This is a genomic window from Amycolatopsis mongoliensis (assembly GCF_030285665.1).
GTDB classification, from domain to species: Bacteria; Actinomycetota; Actinomycetes; order Mycobacteriales; family Pseudonocardiaceae; genus Amycolatopsis; species Amycolatopsis mongoliensis.
In genome coordinates this window covers 847,430-868,836 of the sequence record NZ_CP127295.1, presented here as the reverse complement: position 1 = coordinate 868,836, position 21,407 = coordinate 847,430, and the positions used below count along the sequence as shown (strand labels likewise).

2 protein-coding genes are annotated in these 21,407 nt (G+C 73.9%); both read left to right on the top strand.

From position 1 onward, the window contains the following. Nucleotides 1–63: 63 nt before the first annotated feature. Complete coding sequence (locus QRX60_RS03950; protein WP_285999435.1) at nucleotides 64–15,888, top strand: type I polyketide synthase; 15,825 nt, start codon at nucleotides 64–66, stop codon at nucleotides 15,886–15,888. After that, nucleotides 15,885–21,182 (top strand): type I polyketide synthase, encoded by a 5,298-nt coding sequence (locus QRX60_RS03945; RefSeq protein ID WP_285999434.1) that lies wholly within the window; start codon nucleotides 15,885–15,887, stop codon nucleotides 21,180–21,182. The genes QRX60_RS03950 and QRX60_RS03945 overlap by 4 nt, the downstream gene beginning before the upstream one ends. Nucleotides 21,183–21,407 lie beyond the last annotated feature (225 nt).

The following is a 21,407-nucleotide window of genomic DNA, read 5'->3' as shown; positions in this document are numbered from 1 at the left end:
CGCCGACCTACGATCGAAAAAGACGACCATGAGTGCTGGCTCGCTACAGCGGTGGAGTGCGGAATGCGTGAGTTTGAAACCGAATCGAATCGGGCGTCCGGGTTCGCGGAGCGGCTGACCGAACTGCCCTCCGGTGACCGCGCGGCATTCCTGGCCGACGTCGTCCACGACGCCACGCGGGCCGCGCTGCTGGCGGCGCGCCCCGACGTCCCGGCGGTGCTCGACCCGGAAAAGGCGTTCTCCGACCACGGGTTCGACTCGCTGGCCGCGGTGGAGCTGCACGCGCGGCTCACCGAGGCCACCGGGCTCGACCTGCCGGTCACCCTGGCCTTCGACCACCCGACGCCGGTCGCCGTCGCGCGCTTCCTGCACGCGGCGGTGTTCGGCGCCGAGGAGGTCCACAGTGGACCGATCACGACCGGTGTCACGGACGAGCCGGTCGCGATCGTCGGCATCGGCTGCCGCTACCCGGGCGGGGCCGCCTCGCCCGAGGAGCTGTGGCGGCTCGTCGCCGACGAGGTGCACACCATCACCGGGTTCCCGACCGACCGCGGCTGGGACCTCGACGGCCTCTACGACCCGGACCCGGACCGCCCGGGCAGCAGCTACGTCACCTCCGGCGGGTTCCTGCCCGACGCCGGCGAGTTCGACGCGGGCTTCTTCGGCATCGCCCCGCGCGAGGCGTCCGCGATGGACCCGCAGCAGCGGCTCGTGCTCGAGACGGCCTGGGAGGCCCTGGAGCGTGCCAAGATCGACCCGACGACGCTGCGCGGCACGCCCGCGGGTGTCTTCATCGGCGCCGAGGCTCAGGAGTACGGCCCGCGCCTGCACGAGGCCCCCGACGGCCTCGACGGCTACATGCTCACCGGCAACGCGCCCAGCGTCGTCTCCGGCCGCGTCGCCTACGCGCTCGGCCTCGAAGGCCCGACGCTGACCGTCGACACCGCGTGCTCCGGCTCGCTCGTCGCGCTGCACCTCGCCGTGCAGGCGCTGCGCCGTGGCGAGACCCCGCTCGCGCTCGCCGGCGGCGTCGCCGTCATGGGCGGGCCCGGCACGTTCACCGCGTTCAGCCGCCAGCGCGGCCTCGCCGAAGACGGCCGCTGCAAGGCGTTCGCCGCGGCGGCCGACGGCACCGGGTTCGCCGAAGGCGTCGGTGTCCTGGTCCTCGAACGGCTCTCGGACGCCGTCGCGAACGGGCACACCGTGCTCGCCGTCGTCCGCGGCACCGCCATCAACTCCGACGGCGCGTCCAACGGCCTCACCGCCCCCAACGGCCCGTCGCAGCAGCGCGTGATCCACCGCGCGCTCGCCGACGCGCGGCTCGAAGCGTCCGAAGTGGACGCCGTCGAGGCGCACGGCACCGGTACCCGGCTCGGCGACCCGATCGAGGCGCAGGCCCTGCTCGCCACCTACGGCCAAGGCCGCGAGACGCCGCTGCTGCTCGGCTCGATCAAGTCCAACATCGGCCACACGCAGGCCGCGGCCGGCGTGGCCGGCGTGATCAAGATGGTCGAGGCGATCCGCCGCGGCCGCCTGCCGAAGACCCTGCACGTCGACGCGCCGACCCCGCACGTCGACTGGAGCGCGGGCGAGGTCGAGCTGCTGACGGAGGCCCGCGAGTGGCCCGCGGTCGAGCGGCCGCGCCGCGCGGGTGTCTCGTCGTTCGGCGTCAGCGGCACCAACGCGCACGTCATCATCGAGCAGGCACCCGCCACGATCGACGAGCCCGTCACCACCGAGCCGTTGCCGGTCGTGCCGCTCGTCGTGTCGGCCCGCAGCGAGGAAGCTCTGCGGGCGCAGGCCGGAAAGCTCGTGTCCACTGTGGAATCGGCAGACCTCACCGAGGTCGGTTTCTCGCTGGCCGGCACGCGGGCCGCGCACGACCACCGCGCCGTCGTCGTCGCCGAGAGCACCGAGGACGCCGTCCGCGGCCTGCGCGCGCTCGCCGCGGGGGAGCAGGACGCGTCCGTCGTCACCGGCGAACGCACGCCGGGCAAGCTCGCGATGCTGTTCACCGGCCAGGGTTCCCAGCGGCTCGCCATGGGCAAGGAGCTGTACCTGGCCCACGCGGTCTTCGCGGAGGTCTTCGACGAGGTCATCGACCACCTCGACGTGCAGATGGACCGCCCGCTGCGCGACGTCCTCTTCGGCGACGACGCCGAGGAGCTGAACGGCACCCAGTACGCGCAGTGCACGCTGTTCGCGATCGAGGTCGCGCTGGCGCGGCTGCTGGAGTCGTGGGGCGTCAAGCCGGCCGTCCTGCTCGGGCACTCGATCGGCGAGCTGGCCGCCGCGCACATCGCCGGCGTCTGGTCCCTGGAAGACGCCTGTCTCGTCGTCGCCGCGCGCGGCCGTCTCATGCAAGCGCTGCCCGAAGGTGGCGCCATGGTCGCGATCGCCGCGACCGAGGACGAGGTCGGCCCGCTGCTGACCGACGGCGTGAGCATCGCCGCGATCAACGGACCCACGTCCGTCGTGGTCTCGGGCGAGCGCGCCGAGGTCGAGGCCGTCGCCGAGGTGTTCCGCCTGCAGGGCCGCAAGACGAGCGAGCTGCGCGTGTCGCACGCGTTCCACTCGCCGCTGATGGAGCCGATGCTCGCCGAGTTCCGGGAGGTCCTGGCGGTCGTCGACTTCGCGCCGCCGTCGATCCCGGTCGTCTCGAACGTCACCGGCCGCCTGGCGACCACCGAAGAGCTGTGCTCGCCCGGCTACTGGCTCTACCACGTGCGGCGGGCTGTGCGATTTGCCGACGGCGTCGCCGCGCTCGCCGCGGCCGGGGTCACCACCGCGATCGAGGTGGGCCCGGACGCCGTCCTCGCCGCCATGGCCGCCACCGGCCCGCACGGCAGCGACATCGCCTTCGTGCCCGCGCAGCGCCGCGGCCACGCCGAGGTCCCGGCGCTCGCCGGCGCGCTCGGCCGGCTGCACACCCGCGGCGTGCGGGTCGACTGGACCGCGTTCTTCGGCCCGGCCAACGCGATCGACCTGCCGACGTACGCCTTCCAGCGCAAGCACTTCTGGCTCACCGCGCCCGGCCACGGCGACGCGGCCGACTTCGGCCAGCTGGCCTCCGGTCACCCGCTGCTGGCCGCCGAGATCGGCCTGGCCGACCACGACGGCCTGGTCCTGACCGGCCGGATCGGCCTGCGGTCACACCCGTGGCTCGCTGACCACACGATCGCCGGCACCGCCCTGCTGCCCGGCACCGCGTTCGTCGAGATGGCCCTGCACGCGGCCGAGCGTGCGGGCTGCGACGTCGTCGACGAGCTGACCCTGCAGGCGCCGCTGCCCGTGCCGGAGGGCCGGGGTGTCGAGGTGCAGGCCGTGGTCGGCCCGGTCGAGGACGGCCGCCGCACCATCGAGTTCTACTCGCGGACCGAGCAGGACGTCGCCTGGACCCGGCACGCCGTCGGCGTGCTGGCCGAGGCGCCGGCCACCGAGCCCGCCCCGATGACCGAGTGGCCGCCGTCCGGCGCCGAGGTCGTCGCCACCGGCGAGCTGTACGAAGAGCTGGCGGCGCAGGGCTACGGCTACGGCCCGCTGTTCCAGGGGCTGCGCACCGCGTGGAAGCGCGACGACGTCGTGTTCGCCGAGGTCGCCCTGCCTACCCGGGACGACGACTTCGGGATCCACCCCGCGCTGCTCGACGCCGTGCTGCACGCCACCGACTTCGCCCCGGGCGAGGCGCGGGAGGCCGACGAGATCCGCCTGCCGTTCGCGTGGACCGGCGTGCGGCTGCACGCCTCCGGCGCGACCGAGGTGCGGGTGCGGATCACCTCGCCCGCCACCGGCGGTGTCTCGCTGGAGGTCACCGACCCGGCGGGGACGCCGGTGCTGTCGGTGGAGTCGTTCCGCTCCCGCCCGGTCAGCGGCGCCGACCTCGGCCCGCGGGCCCAGGACCTGCTGCACACCGTCGAATGGACACCGGTAGCGGCTTCCGACGCGCGGTTCTCGATCGCCGAGGTCGCCGAACTCGCCGAAGTGACCGAGGTCCCGGACGCCGTCGTCGTGAGTGTTCCGGGCGGTTCTAACCGCCCTGAACACTCACGACTCCCCGCGGCGGCCAAGCAGGCTGCTCATCGTGCCCTTGCCGTGCTGCAGGAGTTCCTCGCCGACGAGCGGTTCGCCGCGGCCAAGCTGGTGCTGCGGACGCGCGGCACGCTAGCCGACTCCGTCGTGCGCGGGCTGGTGCGCTCGGCGCAGGCTGAGCACCCGGGCCGCGTCGTGCTGATCGAGGGCGAGACCACGCCCGAGACGCTGGCCACCGCGCTCGCCTCGGGTGAGCCGGAGCTGCGGATCGACGGTGACCAGGTGCGGGCCGCCCGGCTCGTCCGGCTGCTCGCCGACGCCGACGGACCGGCGTGGCGCGCGGACGGCACGGTGCTGGTCACCGGCGGTACCGGTGGCCTCGGCGCGCAGGTCGCGCGCCACCTCGTCACCACCCACGGCGTCCGGCACCTGGCCCTGCTCAGCCGCCGTGGGATCGACGCGCCGGGCGCGGCCGAGCTGGTCGCCGAGCTGGCGGAAAGCGGCGCGACGGCGCAGGTCATCGCGTGTGACGTCACGAAGAAGCGTTCGCTGTCGGCCGCGCTGAAGAAGATCGAGCAGCCGCTGTCGGCCGTCGTCCACACCGCCGGTGTGCTCGACGACGCGATGATCGGCTCGCTCACCGAAGAGCGCCTGGACGCCGTCCTCGCACCCAAGGTCGACGCCGCCTGGGCGCTGCACGAGCTGACTTCCGACCTGGCCGCGTTCGTCCTGTTCTCCTCCTCGGCCGGCCTGGTCGACGGCGCGGGCCAGGCGAACTACGCCGCGGGCAACACCTTCCTCGACGCGCTGGCCGAGCACCGCCGCGAGCAGGGTCTGCCCGCGACCTCGCTGGCCTGGGGCTTGTGGACCGACGGCGGTGCCGCGCTCGGCATGAGCGCCGGACTGTCCGAAAAGGACCTGAGCCGGATCGGCCGGCTGGGCCTCGCCCCGCTGACCGCCACCGAAAGCCTCGCCGCGCTCGACGCCGCGCTCGCCACGGGCGCGCCGGCCGTCGTGCCGACCCGCGTCGATCGCGCCGCGCTGGGCGCCCGCGAGGACGTCCCGGCCCTGCTGCGCGGCCTCGTGCCCGCGACCCGCCTCCGGGTCGCGGCGGCCCCGGGCGAGCTGGCCCCGGAGCGGCAGTTCGCCGAGCGGTTCGCCTCGCTGTCGGAGGCCGACCGCGACCGCGCGGTGCTCGACCTGGTCCGCACGCACGTCGCGGCCGTGCTCGGCCACGACGGCCCATCGGCGATCAGCCCGTCGCGCCCGTTCGGCGAGATCGGCTTCGACTCCCTCGCCGCGGTGGAGCTGCGCAACATCCTCGACTCCGTCACCGGCCTGCGGCTGCCCGCGACGCTGGTGTTCGACCACCCGACCCCGCGCGCGCTGGCCGAGTACCTGGTCACGCGCGTCGCCGGGCTCGCCCCGGCGACGCCGGTCGCGCCGGTGACCACGGCCGACCCGGAGGAGCCGATCGCCATCGTCGGCATCGCCTGCCGCTACCCCGGCGGCGTCGCGACGCCGGAGGACCTGTGGCGGCTCGTCGCCGGTGGCGAAGAGGCGCTCACGCCGTTCCCGGCCGACCGCGGCTGGAACGTCGACGCGCTGTACGACCCCGAGCCCGGCAAGCCCGGCCACAGCTACGTCAAGCACGGCGCGTTCCTGCACGACGCCGCCGAGTTCGACGCCGACTTCTTCGAGATCAGCCCCCGCGAGGCGGCCGCGATGGACCCGCAGCAGCGGCTGCTGCTGGAAGTCTCCTGGGAGGCGTTCGAGCGGGCCGGCATCGACCCGGTCTCGCTGCGCGGCAGCGCGACCGGCGTGTTCGCCGGCGTCATGTACCACGACTGGGGCACCCGCCTCGGCACGGTGTCCGACGACATCGCGGGCTACCTCGGCAACGGCAGCCTCGCCAGCGTCGTCTCCGGGCGCGTGTCCTACGCCCTCGGACTGGAAGGCCCGACGGTCACAGTCGACACCGCGTGCTCCTCCTCGCTGGTCGCCCTGCACTGGGCGGTCCAGGCGCTGCGCCGCGGCGAGTGCACGCTGGCGCTGGCCGGTGGCGTCACCGTGATGTCCACGCCGGACACGTTCGTCGACTTCAGCCGCCAGCGCGGCCTGTCCGCCGACGGCCGCTGCCGCTCGTTCGCCGACGCGGCCGACGGCACCGGCTGGGGTGAGGGCGCGGGCATGCTGCTCGTCGAGCGGCTCTCCGACGCCCGCCGCAACGGCCACCCGGTGCTCGCGCTCCTCAAGGGCTCGGCGGTCAACCACGACGGCGCGTCCAACGGCCTCACCGCCCCGAACGGCCCCTCGCAGCAGCGCGTGATCGCGAAGGCACTGGCCGACGCGGGTCTCGCACCGTCCGAAGTGGACGCGGTCGAGGGGCACGGCACCGGTACCACGCTGGGCGACCCGATCGAGGCGCAGGCCCTGCTCGCCACCTACGGGCAAGACCGGGAAGAGCCGCTGTGGCTCGGGTCGATCAAGTCCAACATCGGCCACACCCAGGCCGCGGCCGGCGTCGCCGGCATCATCAAGATGGTCATGGCGCTGCGCAACGAGCAGCTGCCGCAGACCCTGCACGTCGACCGGCCGTCCAGCGTGGTCGACTGGGACACCGGCGCGGTCCGGCTGCTCACCGAGCCGCGCGACTGGGCGCCCAACGGTCACCCGCGCCGGGCCGCGGTCTCGTCGTTCGGCATCAGCGGCACCAACGCCCACGTGATCATCGAGCAGGCCCCGGCCGACGCGGTGGTCGAGCAGCCGGCCGAGCCGCAGCCCGACGCCGTCGTCCCCGTCGCGCTCTCCGGCCGCACCCCGGCCGCCGTGCGCGGCCAGGCCGCCCGGCTGCGGGCGTACCTCGCCGACCACGAAGACGTCACCGTCGCCGAGCTGGCGCGCTCGCTGGTCTCGACCCGCGCGGCCCTGGAACAGCGGGCCGTGGTGATTGCCGGGACCCCGGCCGAGCTGGCCGAAGGTCTCGACGCGCTGGCCACCGGCGAGCCCGGTACCGACGTCGTCACCGGCACCGCCGGCGAGGGCAAGCTGGCGTTCCTCTTCTCGGGCCAGGGCGCCCAGCGGGTCGGCATGGGCCAGGCGCTGCACGCCACCTACCCGGTGTTCGCCGACGCCTTCGACGCGGTCTGCGCCGCGATCGACCCGCTGCTGGACATCCCGCTGCGCGACGTCGTCTTCGGCACGACCGCGCTGGCGAACCGCGGCCTGCTCGACCAGACGCAGTACACGCAGACCGCGCTGTTCGCGGTCGAGGTCGCGCTCTTCCGGCTCGCCGAGTCGTGGGGGATCGTCCCCGACGCCCTGGCCGGGCACTCGATCGGCGAGCTGGCCGCGGCGCACGTCGCCGGGGTGCTCTCGCTCGAGGACGCGGCGGCCCTGGTCGCCGCTCGCGGCCGCCTGATGGGTTCGCTGAGCGAGCCGCCGGGCGCCATGGTTTCGCTCGCCACGACCGAAGAAGCCGCGCGGGAACTGCTGCGCGGGCACGAGGACGAGGTCAGCATCGCCGCCGTCAACGGCCCGGAGTCGGTCGTCGTCTCCGGCGTCGCCGAGGTCGTGGCCCGGATCGAGCGGGCGGCGACGGTCGCCGACGTCCGGACGCGCCGGCTGCGCGTGAGCCACGCGTTCCACTCGCCGCTGATGGCCCCGATGCTCGACGAGTTCCGCGAGATCGCCGCCGGGCTGACGTTCCACGCGCCGGCGATCCCGGTCTTCTCCACGGTTTCGCCCGGCGCGGACCTGACCTCGCCGGAGTACTGGGTCACGCACGTCCGCGAGGCCGTGCGCTTCGGGGACGCGGTCGCGGCCCTGGAGGCCGACGGCGTCGAGACCTTCCTCGAGCTGGGACCGGACAGCGTGCTGTCGGCGCTCGGCCCGCAGAGCGTCGCGAACCCCGACGCGGTCGCGTTCGTGCCGTTCGGCCGCCGCGACCGGGACGAGGTGCGCACGGCGCTGGCCGCGCTCGGCCGACTCCACACTCGCGGCGCGGCCAAGCTGGACCGCGTGCTCGGTGACGGCCCCGTCCGGCTCGACCTGCCGACGTATGCCTTCCAGCACAAGCGTTTCTGGCTCGACGCGACCCCGTCCGGCGACGTGACGGCGGTCGGCCAGCAGCCGCTGCCGCACCCGATGCTGGGCGCGGTCGTGCCGCTGTCCGGTTCGGACACCACGGTGCTCACCGGCCGGCTGTCGGCCGGGTCGGTGCCGTGGCTGGCCGACCACGTCGTGAAGGGCGCGATCCTGGTGCCCGGCACCGGGTTCGTCGAGCTCGCCATCGCGGCCGGCGACCAGGTCGGCCACTCGACGGTCGAAGAGCTCACGCTGCAGGCGCCGCTCGTCCTGCCGCCGGACGGTGCCGTCGCGCTCCAGGTCGTGGTCGGTCCCGCCGACGGCGACCGCCGCCCGGTCACCGTGTTCTCCCGCGCGATCGACGGGGAGGAGTGGACCCAGCACGCGGAGGGCACGCTGTCCGCGGCGCCGCGACCCGAACCCGCCGGGCTCACCGAGTGGCCGCCGGCCGGGGCGACCCCCGTCGTGGTCGAAGGCGCGTACGACCTGCTCGAAGAGCGCGGGTACGGCTACGGCCCGTCCTTCCAGGGGCTCAAGGCCGCCTGGCGGCGGGGCAACGAAGTCTTCGCCGAGGTCGCGCTGCCGGAACCGGCGGCGTCGACGGCGAACCTGTACGGCCTGCATCCGGCGTTGCTCGACATCGCCATGCACGCCGACCTCCTCGGCGACCCGGGCGGCGCGACCCTGCTGCCGTTCGTCTGGAACGGCGTGACGCTGCACGCCGCCGGCGCGTCGGTGCTGCGGGTGCGGATCGAGCGGCTGAACGGTGACGAGGTGTCGGCCATCGAGGTGGCCGACAGCGAAGGCCGTCCGGTCGCGACCATCGACTCGCTCGTTTCGCGTCCGGTGCGCCGGGAACTGTCTCAGCCTGCGGAAATCGACGGCTCGCTGCTGAAGATCGCCTGGCAGCCGGTCTCCGTGCCGCAGTCCGACGCCGAAGTGGTCGCCATCGGCCGTGGCCGCGTCGGGGTGGCTGCCACCTACGCCGGGTTCGCCGACCTCACCGCGGCGATCGACCGCGGCGAGCCGGTGCCGGCCCTGATCACGCTGACCGTGCCCGAGCGCACCGGCGACGTCCCGGAGACCGCACGGGCGAACGCCGCGTGGCTGCTCGCCGAGCTGCAGGCCTGGCTGGCCGAGTCCCGGTTCGGGGTCACCAAGCTGGCCGTGGTGACGCGGGACGCGGTGCCCGCCGAGGAGTCCACTGTGGACGTCACGCAGGGGCTGCTGTGGGGCCTGGCCCGCGGGGCGCAGGCCGAGCACCCCGGGCGCGTGTTCCTCGTCGACGCCGACGAGGTCGCGACGGCCGCCTCGATCGCGGCGGTCGTCGCCTCCGGCGAGCCGGAGGCCGCGATCCGCGACGGTGCGGTGCTCGTGCCTCGCTACGCCAAAACGGTCGTGAGTGAGAAACAGGGTTCCAACCCTGTTTCTCACTCACGACCCTGGGGCGAGGGGGCAGTGCTGATCACCGGCGGCACCGGCGGGCTCGGCAGCCTGCTGGCCCGCTACCTGGTGGCCGAGCACGGCGTCACCGACCTGGTGCTCACCAGCCGTCGCGGGCTCGGCGCGCCGGGCGCCCGGCAGCTGGTCGAGGACCTCAAGGACCTGGGGGCCCGGGTGCGGGTCGCCGCGTGCGACGTCGCCGAGCGCGCCCAGGTCGAGAGCCTGCTCGGGGCGATCGACGACCTCACCGCCGTGGTGCACGCGGCGGGCACGGCCGACAGCGGCGTCTTCGACTCGCTGACCGCCGACCGGCTCGACTCGGTCCTGCGGGCCAAGGTCGACGCCGCCTGGCACCTGCACGAGCTGACGAAGGACCTCGCCGCGTTCGTGCTGTTTTCTTCTGCTGGTGGCCAGGTGCTGCCTGCCGGCCAGGCGAACTACGCCGCGGCCAACGCGTTCCTCGACGGCCTCGCCGCGCACCGGCGGGCCTCGGGCCTGCCAGCGACGGCGCTGGCGTGGGGTCTCTGGGCCGAGAACACCGGCCTCGGCGGCGAGCTGGCCGAGGCGGACCTCGTCCGGATGGCCCGGCTCGGCCTCCCGGCCGTCACCGCGGAGCAGGGGCTCGCGCTGTTCGACGCGGCGACCGCCGCCGAGGACGCCGTGATCGCCCCGCTGCGCGTGGACGTCGCGGCGCTGCGGGCCCGGACCGACGACCTGCCGGCCCTGCTGCGCGGGTTCGTCCCGCCGAAGGCCCGCCGGACCGCCAAGGCGGCGAAGGCGGCCGACAACGCACTGGCCGCCGAGCTGGCCGCGCTGGCCGACAACGAGCGCGACCGCGTGCTGCTGGACATCGTCCGCACGCAGGTGGCCACCGTGCTCGGTTACGCGGACAAGTCCGAAGTGGACGGAACGCGGGCGTTCAAGGAGCTCGGCTTCGACTCCCTGGCCGCGGTCGAGCTGCGCAACCTGCTCGGCACCGCGACCGGCCTGACCCTGCCGGCGACGCTGATCTTCGACCACCCGACCGCCAAGGCGGTGGCGGACTTCGTCAAGGGCAAGCTGCTCGGCGCGGTCGCCAAGGTCCCGGCCACCACGACCCGGACGAACGCGTCGATGCAGGAGCCGATCGCGATCGTCGGCATGGCCTGCCGGTACCCCGGCGGCGTCCGGTCGCCGGAAGACCTCTGGCAACTGCTCGTCGACGAGGTCGACGCGGTGTCGGAGTTCCCCACCAACCGCGGCTGGGACATCGACAGCATCTACGACCCCGAGCGCGGCAAGCGGGGCAAGACCTACGCCCGCGAAGGCGGCTTCCTCCACGAAGGCACCTTGTTCGACCCGGCGTTCTTCGGCATCGGCCCGCGCGAGGCGCTGGCCATGGACCCGCAGCAGCGGCTCCTGCTGGAGACCGCGTGGGAGGCCATCGAGCGGGCCGGCATCGACCCGACCGCGCTGCGCGGCAGCATGACCGGCGTCTTCACCGGCGCGATGTACGACGACTACGGCAGCCGCGTCCCCGGCGCGCCCGCCGACGTCGCCGCCTACATCCCCAACGGCAGCTCGGGCGCGGTCGTCTCCGGCCGCATCTCCTACCTGCTGGGGCTGGAAGGCCCGTGCATGACGGTCGACACCGCGTGCTCGTCCTCGCTGGTCACGCTGCACCTCGCGGTGCAGGCGCTGCGGGCGGGGGAGTGCGGGCTGGCGCTCGCCGGCGGTGTCACGCTGCTCTCGCAGCCGGACCTGTTCGTCGACTCGAGCCGGCAGGGCGTGCTTTCGCCCAACGGCCGGTCGAAGTCCTTCTCCGCGGCGTCCGACGGCGTCGGCTGGGCCGAAGGCGCGGGCCTGCTCCTGCTGGAGCGGCTGTCCGACGCGCAGCGCAACGGCCACGAAGTGCTCGCGGTGGTCCGCTCCAGCGCCGTCAACCAGGACGGCGCGTCCAACGGCCTCACCGCGCCGAACGGACCGTCGCAGGAACGCGTGATCCACGCGGCATTGGCCGCGGGAGGTCTGACGCCGTCCGAAGTGGACGCCGTCGAAGCGCACGGTTCGGGCACCAAGCTGGGTGACCCGATCGAGGCGCAGGCACTGCTGGCCACCTACGGCCAGGACCGGCCGGACGGGCAGCCGCTGTACCTGGGCTCGGTGAAGTCCAACATCGGCCACGCGCAGGCTTCCGGCGGCGCGGCGGGCGTGATCAAGGTCGTCCAGGCCCTGCGGCACAACATGCTGCCGAAGTCGCTGCACATCGACGCGCCGTCCCCGGTCGTCGACTGGACCACCGGCGACATCGAGCTGCTGAGCGAGGCCCGGCCCTGGCTGCCCAACGGCCGTCCGCGCCGCGCCGGCGTCTCGTCCTTCGGCATCAGCGGCACCAACGCGCACATCATCATCGAGGAGGCACCTCCGTCCACTGTGGAGCGTCCACGTCGGACGGCCCCGCCGCTGGCATCGGTCCCGCTGCCGATCGCCGGCACCACGGCCGCCGCGCTCGCCGACCAGGCGGCCCGGGTCGCCGCACACCTGCGGGCGAACCCGGAGCTCGACCTGACCGACGTCGGTTACTCGCTCGCCACCGGGCGGGCCGCGCTCGACCACCGCGCGGTGGTCCTGGCGGCCGGCCGCGACGCCGCGTTGAAGGCCCTCGACGGTCTCGCCACCGGCGGGACCCCGGCGGGCACCGTCACCGGCGCGACCAGCGCGGCCGACCTGACCGCGTTCCTCTTCACCGGCCAGGGCGCGCAGCAGCCGGGCATGGGCCGCGAACTCTACGAGGCCTTCCCGGTCTTCGCCGGAGTCCTCGACGAAGCGTGCGGCCTGTTCGACACCGACGTCCCGCTGAAGCAGGTCATCTGGGCGGAGAAGGGTTCCGCCGACGGTGAGCTGCTGAACAAGACCGCGTACACGCAGTGCGCGCTGTTCGCGATCGAGGTGGCGCTCTACCGCCTGGTCGAGTCGTGGGGGATAACGCCCGACTACGTCGCCGGGCACTCGATCGGCGAGCTGGCCGCGGCGCACGTCGCCGGTGTGCTTTCCCTGGCCGACGCCTGTGCGCTGGTCGCGGCCCGTGGCCGCCTCATGCAGGCCCTGCCCGCCGGGGGAGCCATGGCCGCGATCGCGGCCACCGAGGACGAGGTGCGCGCCGCGCTCCCGGCCGAGGTCGACATCGCCGCGGTCAACGGCCCGCGCTCGGTGGTCGTCTCCGGGCCCGAGGCCGCGGTGCAGGCCGCGATGGTGGCCTTCAAGGAAGCCGGACGGCGCGTGAAGCAGCTGGTCGTCTCGCACGCCTTCCACTCCTCGCTGATGGAGCCGATGCTGGCCGAGTTCGCCGTGGTGGCGGAGAAGCTGGCGTACTCGGCCCCGGGCATCCCGGTCGTCTCCAACGTGACCGGCCGGATCGCCACCGCCGAGCAGCTCTGCTCGCCGGAGTACTGGGTGAACCACGTGCGGGAAGCCGTCCGGTTCGCCGACGGCGTCGGCGCGCTGCTCTCGGCCGGGGTCACCCGGTTCGTCGAGCTGGGCCCGGACGCGGTGCTGACCGGCATGGCCCGTGAGTGCGACACGTCGCTCGCCGACCGGCCCGACCGCGTCGTGGGCGTGCCCGCGCTGCGCCGGGGCCGCGACGAGGTGCAGACGCTGTTCACCGCGCTCGCCACGCTCTACTCGCGGGGCGCGAAGCCGGACTGGAGCGCCGTGTTCGCCGGCCGTGGGGCGTCCACTGTGGACCTGCCGACGTACGCCTTCCAGAACAAGGAGTACTGGCTCGACGCGACGAAGCGGGCCGGCGACGTCGGCTCGCTGGGCGCCAAGGCCGCCGGGCACCCGCTGCTGGGTGCACTGGTGGAGCTGCCCGACGGCGGCGCGGTGCTCACCGGCCGGCTCGCGGTCGACAAGCAGACCTGGCTGGCCGACCACGTGGTGCTGGGCCGGACGATGCTGCCGGGCACCGCGTACGTCGAGCTGGCCCTGCACGCCGGTGACCAGGTCGGCTGCGACGTCCTGGAGGAGCTGACCCAGCAGGCCCCGCTGCTGCTGCCGGACGAGGGCGGCGTCGACATCCGCGTCGTCGTCGGCGCACCCTCCGGTGGACGCCGGGAGCTGTCGGTGCACTCCCGCGTCGAAGACACCTGGACCCAGCACGCGGCCGGCACCTTGGCCGCCGGGGCCCGGACGCCGGAGTTCGACCTCTCGGTGTGGCCCCCGGAGGGCGCCGAAAGCGTCGACCTCACCGGGCTCTACGACGACCTGGCCGGGCTCGGCTTCGGCTACGGACCGGTGTTCCGGAACCTGCGCGCGGTGTGGCTGCGCGATGGTGAAGTGTTCGCCGAGGTCGCGCTGCCGGAGGGCGCCGCGGCGGGCGAGTTCGGGCTCCACCCGGGGCTGCTCGACTCGGCGCTGGGCGCCACGGACTTCCTCGTGCCCGGCGGCCCGAAGGCGCTGACCGAGACGACGATCCCGTTCGCCTGGAACCAGGTCTCGCTGCACGCCGCCGGCGCCACCACCCTGCGGGTGCACGTCCGCAAGGAGGGCAAGGACGCCTCGCTCGCACTGGCCGACGCGACCGGTTCCCCGGTCGCCTGGATCGAGTCGCTGGTGACGCGGCCGGTGTCGGAGGGCCAGCTGGGCGCGAAGGTGCCCGACTCGCTCTACCGGATCGACTGGCAGCCCGCGGCCGGGGTCCGCCTGGTCAAGTCCCTCGAGGGCTGGGCCGTGCTCGGCACCGACGACCTCGGCCTGGGTGTCCCCATGCACGAAGAGCCGGTGGCGGCCGACGTCCTGGTCCTGCCGGTGGGCTCGGCCGACGGCGAAGTGCCGGCCCGGGTCCACGCGACCGTCCAGGAAACCCTGAAGCAGCTGCAAACCTGGCTCGACGGGCCGTCCGACGGCAAGCTCCTGGTCGTCACGCGCACCGCCGTGGCGGACGACCCGGACCTCGCGCAGGCGCCGGTCTGGGGCCTCGTCCGGGCCGCGCAGGCGGAGAACCCCGGGCGGATCCAGGTCGTCGACGTCGACGACCTGCCCCAGTCCAGGCGAGCCCTGCCCGCGGTGGTCGCCTCCGGCGAACCGGAAGCGATCGTCCGCGTCGGCGAGGTCCGCGTGCCCCGGCTGGCCAAGGTCACCACGCTCGGCGACCCGGTCGAGTGGGACACGGGCGGCACGGTGCTCATCACCGGCGGCGCCGGCCTGCTCGGCGGCCACCTGGCCCGGCACCTGGTCGCCCGCGGCGCCCGGAAGCTGGTCCTGACCAGCCGTCGCGGTCTCGACGCCCCGGGTGCCCGTGAACTGGTCGAGTCGCTGGACGCCGAGGTGACCGTCGCGGCCTGCGACGTCACCGACCGGAACGAGCTGGCCGCGCTGATCGAGTCGCTGCCGGACCTCACCGCCGTGGTGCACGCCGCCGGGCAGATGGACAGCGCGGTGCTGAGCGCGCTCACGCCGGCGCAGGTCGAGAACGTCCTGCGGCCGAAGGTGGACGCCGCCTGGCACCTGCACGAGCTGACCGCTTCGCTGGACCTGAAGGCGTTCGTGCTCTACTCCTCGGCGGGCGGCCTGCTGCTCGCCGCCGGGCAGGCGAACTACGCCGCGGGCAACGTCTTCCTCGACGCGCTGGCCGCCCACCGCGCGGCGCTGGGCCTCCCGGCGACCTCGCTGGCCTGGGGTCCGTGGGAGGGCAGCGGCGACGCGGTCGACCTGACGCACATCGCCCGGTCCGGGGTCGCGGAGCTGACCGTCACCGACGGGCTCGCGCTCTTCGACGCCGCGCTGGCGGCCGGCGAACCGGGGCTGGTGCCGGTGAAGCTCGCCGACCTGCGGGACGCCGACCGGCTCGCACCGCTCCTGCGGGGCCTGGTCACGGCCACCCCGCGGCGGGCCGCCGCGGCGGCCGGTCCGGCGACGGCGGCACCCGAAGCCGGGTTCGCCGAGAAGCTGGCCGGGATGTCGGCCGACGAGCGGGAAACCGCGTTGCTGCAGCTGGTCTGCGAGCACGCGGCGGCCGTCCTCGGCTACGACGACGCTTCGGCGGTCGGCGTCGAGAAGGGCTTCACCGACCTGGGCATCGACTCGCTGGCCGCGCTGGAACTGCGCAACCGGCTCGGGGCGGCCTGCGGGCTGCGCCTGCCGGCGACGCTGATCTTCGACTACCCGAGCCCGCTGCCGCTGACCCGGTTCCTGCTCGGGGAGCTGCTGCCCGAGCTCGGCGAGCCGGTCGAAGAGGCGGCCGAGGCCAACGGAACCGACGAGGTGGCGGCGATCGCCGGGATGGACCTGGCCGACCTGGTCCGGTCCGCGATGGCCGGCACCCAGACCGACGAACGAGGGGACTCCCAGTGACCGGCCCATCGAACAGCGCGCCGTCCACCGAGCAGATCGTCGCCGCGCTGCGCCAGTCCATGATGGACAACGAACGGCTCAAGGCGGACAACCAGAAGCTCACCGCGGCGATGAGCGAGCCGATCGCGATCATCGGCATGGGCTGCCGCTACCCCGGCGGGGTCACCACGCCCGTGCAGCTCTGGGACCTCGTCGCGAGCGGCACCGACGCCGTCGGCGAGTTCCCCGAGGACCGCGGCTGGGACACCGCGTCGCTCTTCGACCCCGCCGGCCGGCCCGGGACGACGTACTCGAAGGAGGGCGGCTTCCTCTACGACGCCGCCGACTTCGAGCCGGAGTTCTTCGGGATCTCCCCGCGCGAGGCCCGCACGCTCGACCCGCAGCAGCGGATCGTGCTGGAGACGGCGTGGGAGGCCGTGGAACGCGCCGGCATCGTGCCCTCGACGTTGCGGGGCAGCAAGACCGGCGTCTTCGCGGGCGTGATGTACCACGACTACGGTGCCGGCAGCAGCGACGGCAGCCTGATCTCCGGCCGCATCTCCTACACCCTCGGGCTGGAAGGCCCGTCGGTGTCGGTGGACACCGCGTGCTCGTCGTCGCTGGTCGCCCTGCACTGGGCGGCGCAGGCGCTGCGCCGCGGCGAGTGTTCGCTCGCGCTGGCCGGCGGCGTGACCGTGATGGTGACGCCGGACATGTTCGTCTACTTCAGCGAGCAGCAGGGGCTGTCCCCGGACGGCCGGTGCAAGGCGTTCGGCAGCGGCGCCGACGGCGTCGGCTGCTCCGAGGGTGCCGGCATGCTGCTGCTGGAGAAGCTTTCCGACGCGCGCCGCAACGGCCACCACGTGCTGGCGGTGCTGCGCGGCAGCGCGGTGAACTCCGACGGCGCGTCCAGCGGCATCACCGTGCCGAACGGGCCCGCGCAGCAGCGGGTGATCCGCGCGGCGCTGGCCGACGCCGGCCTCGAACTGTACGATGTGGACGCCGTCGAGGCGCACGGCACCGGCACCAAGCTGGGCGACCCGATCGAGGCGCAGGCGCTGATCTCGACCTACGGCAAGGCGGCGACGCCGGAGCGGCCGCTGCACGTCGGGTCGTTCAAGTCGAACGTCGGCCACACGCAGGCGGCCGCCGGGGTCGGCGGCGTGATCAAGATGGTGGAGGCGCTGCGGCGCGGCGTCCTCCCGAAGACGCTGCACGCCGACGAGCCGTCGCCGCACGTCGAGTGGACGGACACGGTCTCGCTGCTCAGCGCGGAACGGCCGTGGCCGGAGACCGGGCGGCCGCGGCGGGCCGGGGTGTCGTCGTTCGGCATCAGCGGCACCAACGCGCACGTGATCGTCGAGCAGGGCGACCCGGTGGCCGTTTCCCCTTCTCCGGAAGAGGGCCCGGTGACCTGGCTGCTGTCCGCCAACGACCCGGAGGCCCTGCGCGCCCAGGCGGGCAAGCTCGCCACGTCCGCCGGCGACGCGTCCACTGTGGACGTCGGATACTCGCTGGTGACCACCCGCACCCTCGCCGAGCACCGCGCCGGCGTCGTGGCCGCCGACCGCGCGGCCGCGATCCGGGCGCTCACCGAATACGCGGCGGGCCGGCCGGCGGGCGTCGTCGACGGGGTCGCCCGGAACGGACGCACGGCGTTCCTGTTCACCGGCCAGGGCGCGCAGCGCGCCGGGATGGGACTGGAGCTGGCCGCGGCGTTCCCGGCGTTCTCCGAGGTCTTCGACGTGGTGGCCGCCGAACTGGACAAGCACCTGGACGTCCCCCTGAAGTCCGTGCTCGGCTCCGACGAGACCGGGTACACGCAGCCCGCGTTGTTCGCCGTCGAGGTCGCGGTGTTCCGGCTGCTCGAGTCCTGGGGCGTCCAGCCGGACTACCTGCTGGGGCATTCGATCGGCGAGCTGGCCGCGGCGCACGTCGCCGGCGTGCTCTCGCTCGAGGACGCCTGCACGCTGGTGACGGCCCGGGCGCGCTTGATGCAGGCGCTGCCCGCAGGGGGCGCGATGGTCGCCGTGGCGGCGGCCGAAGCCGACGTCGTGCCGCTGCTGACCGACGGCGTGTCGATCGCGGCCGTCAACGGGCCGGCGTCCGTGGTGCTCTCCGGTGACGAGGACGCGGTGCTCGCCGTGGCGTCGAAGTTCGAAAAGACTTCGCGGCTGAAGGTCTCGCACGCGTTCCACTCGGCGCTGATGGAACCGATGCTGGCGGACTTCGCCTTCATCGCCCGGAACCTGACCTACCGCACGCCGGAGATCCCGATCGTCTCGACGGTTTCGCCGGCTGCCGACCTGACCTCGCCGGAGTACTGGGTGAGCCAGGTCCGCGACGCCGTCCGGTTCGCCGACGGGATCCGCACGCTGCTCGACGCGGGCGTCACGACGTTCGTCGAGGTCGGTCCGTCCGCGGTGCTGACCGCGATGGGGCAGACGTGCCTGGGCCCGGACGACCACGCCACGTTCGTCCCGGTGCTGCGCAAGGACCGGCCCGAAGCCGAGTCGGCGGCCGCCGCGGTCGCCGCGCTCTTCGTCAGCGGGTCCACTGTGGACTTCTCGGCGTTCTACGCCGGGGGCACGGTGGTGGAACTGCCGACCTACGCTTTCCAGCGCAAGCGGTACTGGCTGGAGAACCCGACCGGTGCCCGCGTCCGCGGCGTCGCCGAGGTCGGGCAGCGCGACGCGGAGCACCCGCTGCTGGGTGCCGTCGTCGTCGCGGCCGACTCCGGGGGTGCGGTGCTGACCGGCCGGCTGTCGGCGAAGACGCAGCCGTGGCTCGCCGACCACGTCGTCCAGGGATCGCTGGTGTTCCCCGGGACGGCGTTCGTGGAGCTGGCGATCCGCGCGGGCGACGAGGTCGGCTGCGGGCGGCTCGACGAGCTGACCCTGGCCGCGCCGCTGATCCTGCCCCCGGACGGGGCGGTCCGGCTGCAGGTCGTCGTCGGCGCTCTCGAATCGGAGCAGCGCTCTCTGTCGATTTATTCACAGGCCGAGGATTCTTCCGAGTGGGTGCAGCACGGCACCGGCCGGTTGTCTTCCTCGGTGGCGAGCCCGGCGCCGGTGCCGGAGTGGCCGCCCGCGGGGGCGATCGAGATCGACGTGACCTCGCGCTACGACGACCTCGCCGCCCAGGGCTTCGTCTACGGGCCGGTGTTCGCCGGGCTGCGCCGCGTGTGGCAGGACGGCGACACGCTCGCCGCCGAGGTGGCGCTGCCGGAGGACGCGGACGCCTCGGCGTTCGGCCTGCACCCGGCTCTGCTCGACGCCGCCCTGCACACGATCGGCCTGGCCGGGCCGACGGAGGACAAGCCGGTGCTGCCCTTCGCGTGGTCGGGGGTGTCGCTGCACGCGGCCGGGGCGTCGGAGCTGCGGGTGCTGATCTCGTCGGACGTCGAGAACACCGTCTCGCTGAGCGCGACGGACGCCACCGGTGCGCCGGTGCTCGGCGTCGAATCGCTTTCGCTGCGGCCGATCGCGGCCGACGCGTTCCGCGCCACGCGCTCGGCGGTCGACGACTCGCTCTTCCGCGTCGAGTGGCAGCCGTTCACGGGTGGGGCCGTTTCGGGTGTCTCGTCGGCGGTGCTCGGTACCGGCTTCGGGTTGCCGGGGGAGTCCTATGTGGACCTTCCGGCGCTGGTTTCCGCCGGGGTGACGCCGGATGTGGTGTTCGCGCCGTTCGTGGCGCCTGCTTCGGCTTCGCCGGTCGCGGCCCGTGAGGCCACGCATCGGTTGCTGGCGCTGGCCCAGGCGTGGGTCGCCGAGGAGACGCTGGCGTCCTCCCGGCTGGTCGTCGTCGCTTCGCGCGCGATCGGGACGCGTCCCGACGAGGGCGTCGACGATCTGACCCACGCCGCGCTGTGGGGCGTGATCCGGACGGCGCAGCTGGAGTATCCCGACCGGTTCATGGTCGTGGACGTCGACGGTGGCGAGTTGCCGCTGGACGCGGTGCTCGGGGCGATGTACGCCGACGAGCCGGGTGTCGCGGTGCGCGACGGCGCGGTGCTGGTGCACCGGCTGGCGAAGTTCGTGCCCACGCCTGCGGTGACCGACTTGGATCCCGACGGAACGGTGCTGGTCACCGGCGGTACCGGCGTGCTGGGACAGCTGATCGCGCGGCACCTGGTGACCGACCACGGCGTCAAGCACCTGCTGCTCACGAGCCGTCGTGGTGCTTCGGCGCCGGGGGCGGCCGAGCTGGTTTCGTCGTTGACTTCCTTGGGGGCCACGGTCTCGTTGGAAGCGTGTGACCTCGCCGATCGCGACGCGGTGGCGACTCTGCTCGACGGGGTCCCGCTGACGGCGGTGGTGCACACGGCCGGCGTCGTGGACGACGGCGTGCTGCTCGCGCTGACGCCGGAGCGGATGGACGCGGTGTTGCGGCCCAAGGTCGACGCGGCGTGGAACCTGCACTCGCTGACCGCTTCGCTGGACATCGCTTTCGTGGTGTATTCGTCGGCGGGCGGCACGCTCGGCGCGGCGGGCCAGGCGAACTACTCGGCGGCGAACGTCTTCCTGGACGCGCTGGCGCACCACCGGGCGGCCTCCGGGCGGCACGCGGTGTCGCTGGCGTGGGGCCTGTGGTCCGAGGGCGGCATGTCGAACGAGCTGGCGGACACCGACCTGATCCGGATGGCCCGCTCGGGCGTGCTGGGCCTGTCGTTCGCGGACGGGCTTTCGTTGTTCGACGCGACGTTCGGGACCGCGCAGCCGTCGCTGGTGCCGGTCCGGCTGGACATGTCCGGGGTGCGGGCCGACGCGCACAGTGTCCCGGCGATGCTCCGGGGCCTGGTCCGCGGTGGTGCCCGGCGCCGGGCGGAGGTCGTGGACGACTCGTGGGCCCGGGTGGTGGCCCTGCCGGCGGCGGAGCGGGACCGCGCGCTGCTGGACGTGGTCTGCGGCACGGCGGCAGTGGTCCTCGGCCACGAACGGCGTGACGCGATCGACCCGCGCAAGGGCTTCATCGAGCTGGGCTTCGACTCGCTGACGGCGATCGAGCTGCGCAACCGCCTGGAATCCCTGACGGGGCAACGGCTGCCGGCGACGCTGATCTTCGACCACCCGTCGGCGGGCGCGCTGGCTTCGTTCCTCGGTGCCGGGCTGACCGAACCGCCGTCCGCGGTGGAGGTCCGGCTGGCGGACCTGGAGACCGAGCTGCGCGCGTTGGACGCAGCCGAGCGGGCATCGGTCGTGGGCCGCCTGCGTGAGCTGGTGGCGACGTTCTCCCCGGCCGACCAGGAGCTGGCAGAGGCGGGCGCGGACGAGCTGTTCGCGATGCTGGACGAGGAACTGGAGTCACAGGGCTGAAACTCCCGGCCACCTCCCCCGGCCGGGCCAGGGACCGCTTCCGCCAACGACGTCGGAGGCGGTCCCTTTCGTGTGCCGTGAAGGACTCCTTACCGGCTCTTATGGCCGGTAAGGAGTCCTTCACGGCTTTCGGGGTCCTGGGGAGGCCGGGAGCGGTGCGGGTTCGCGGAGCGCCGCGCGGGGCGCGCTCGACGCAAGTCAGGAATGCACGGCATGGAGTACGGC

What these genes read in the sequence shown, in the direction of transcription:
- QRX60_RS03950 (WP_285999435.1), top strand. Translation starts at nt 64, where the DNA reads ATGCGTGAGTTTGAAACCGAATCGAATCGGGCGTCCGGGTTCGCGGAG.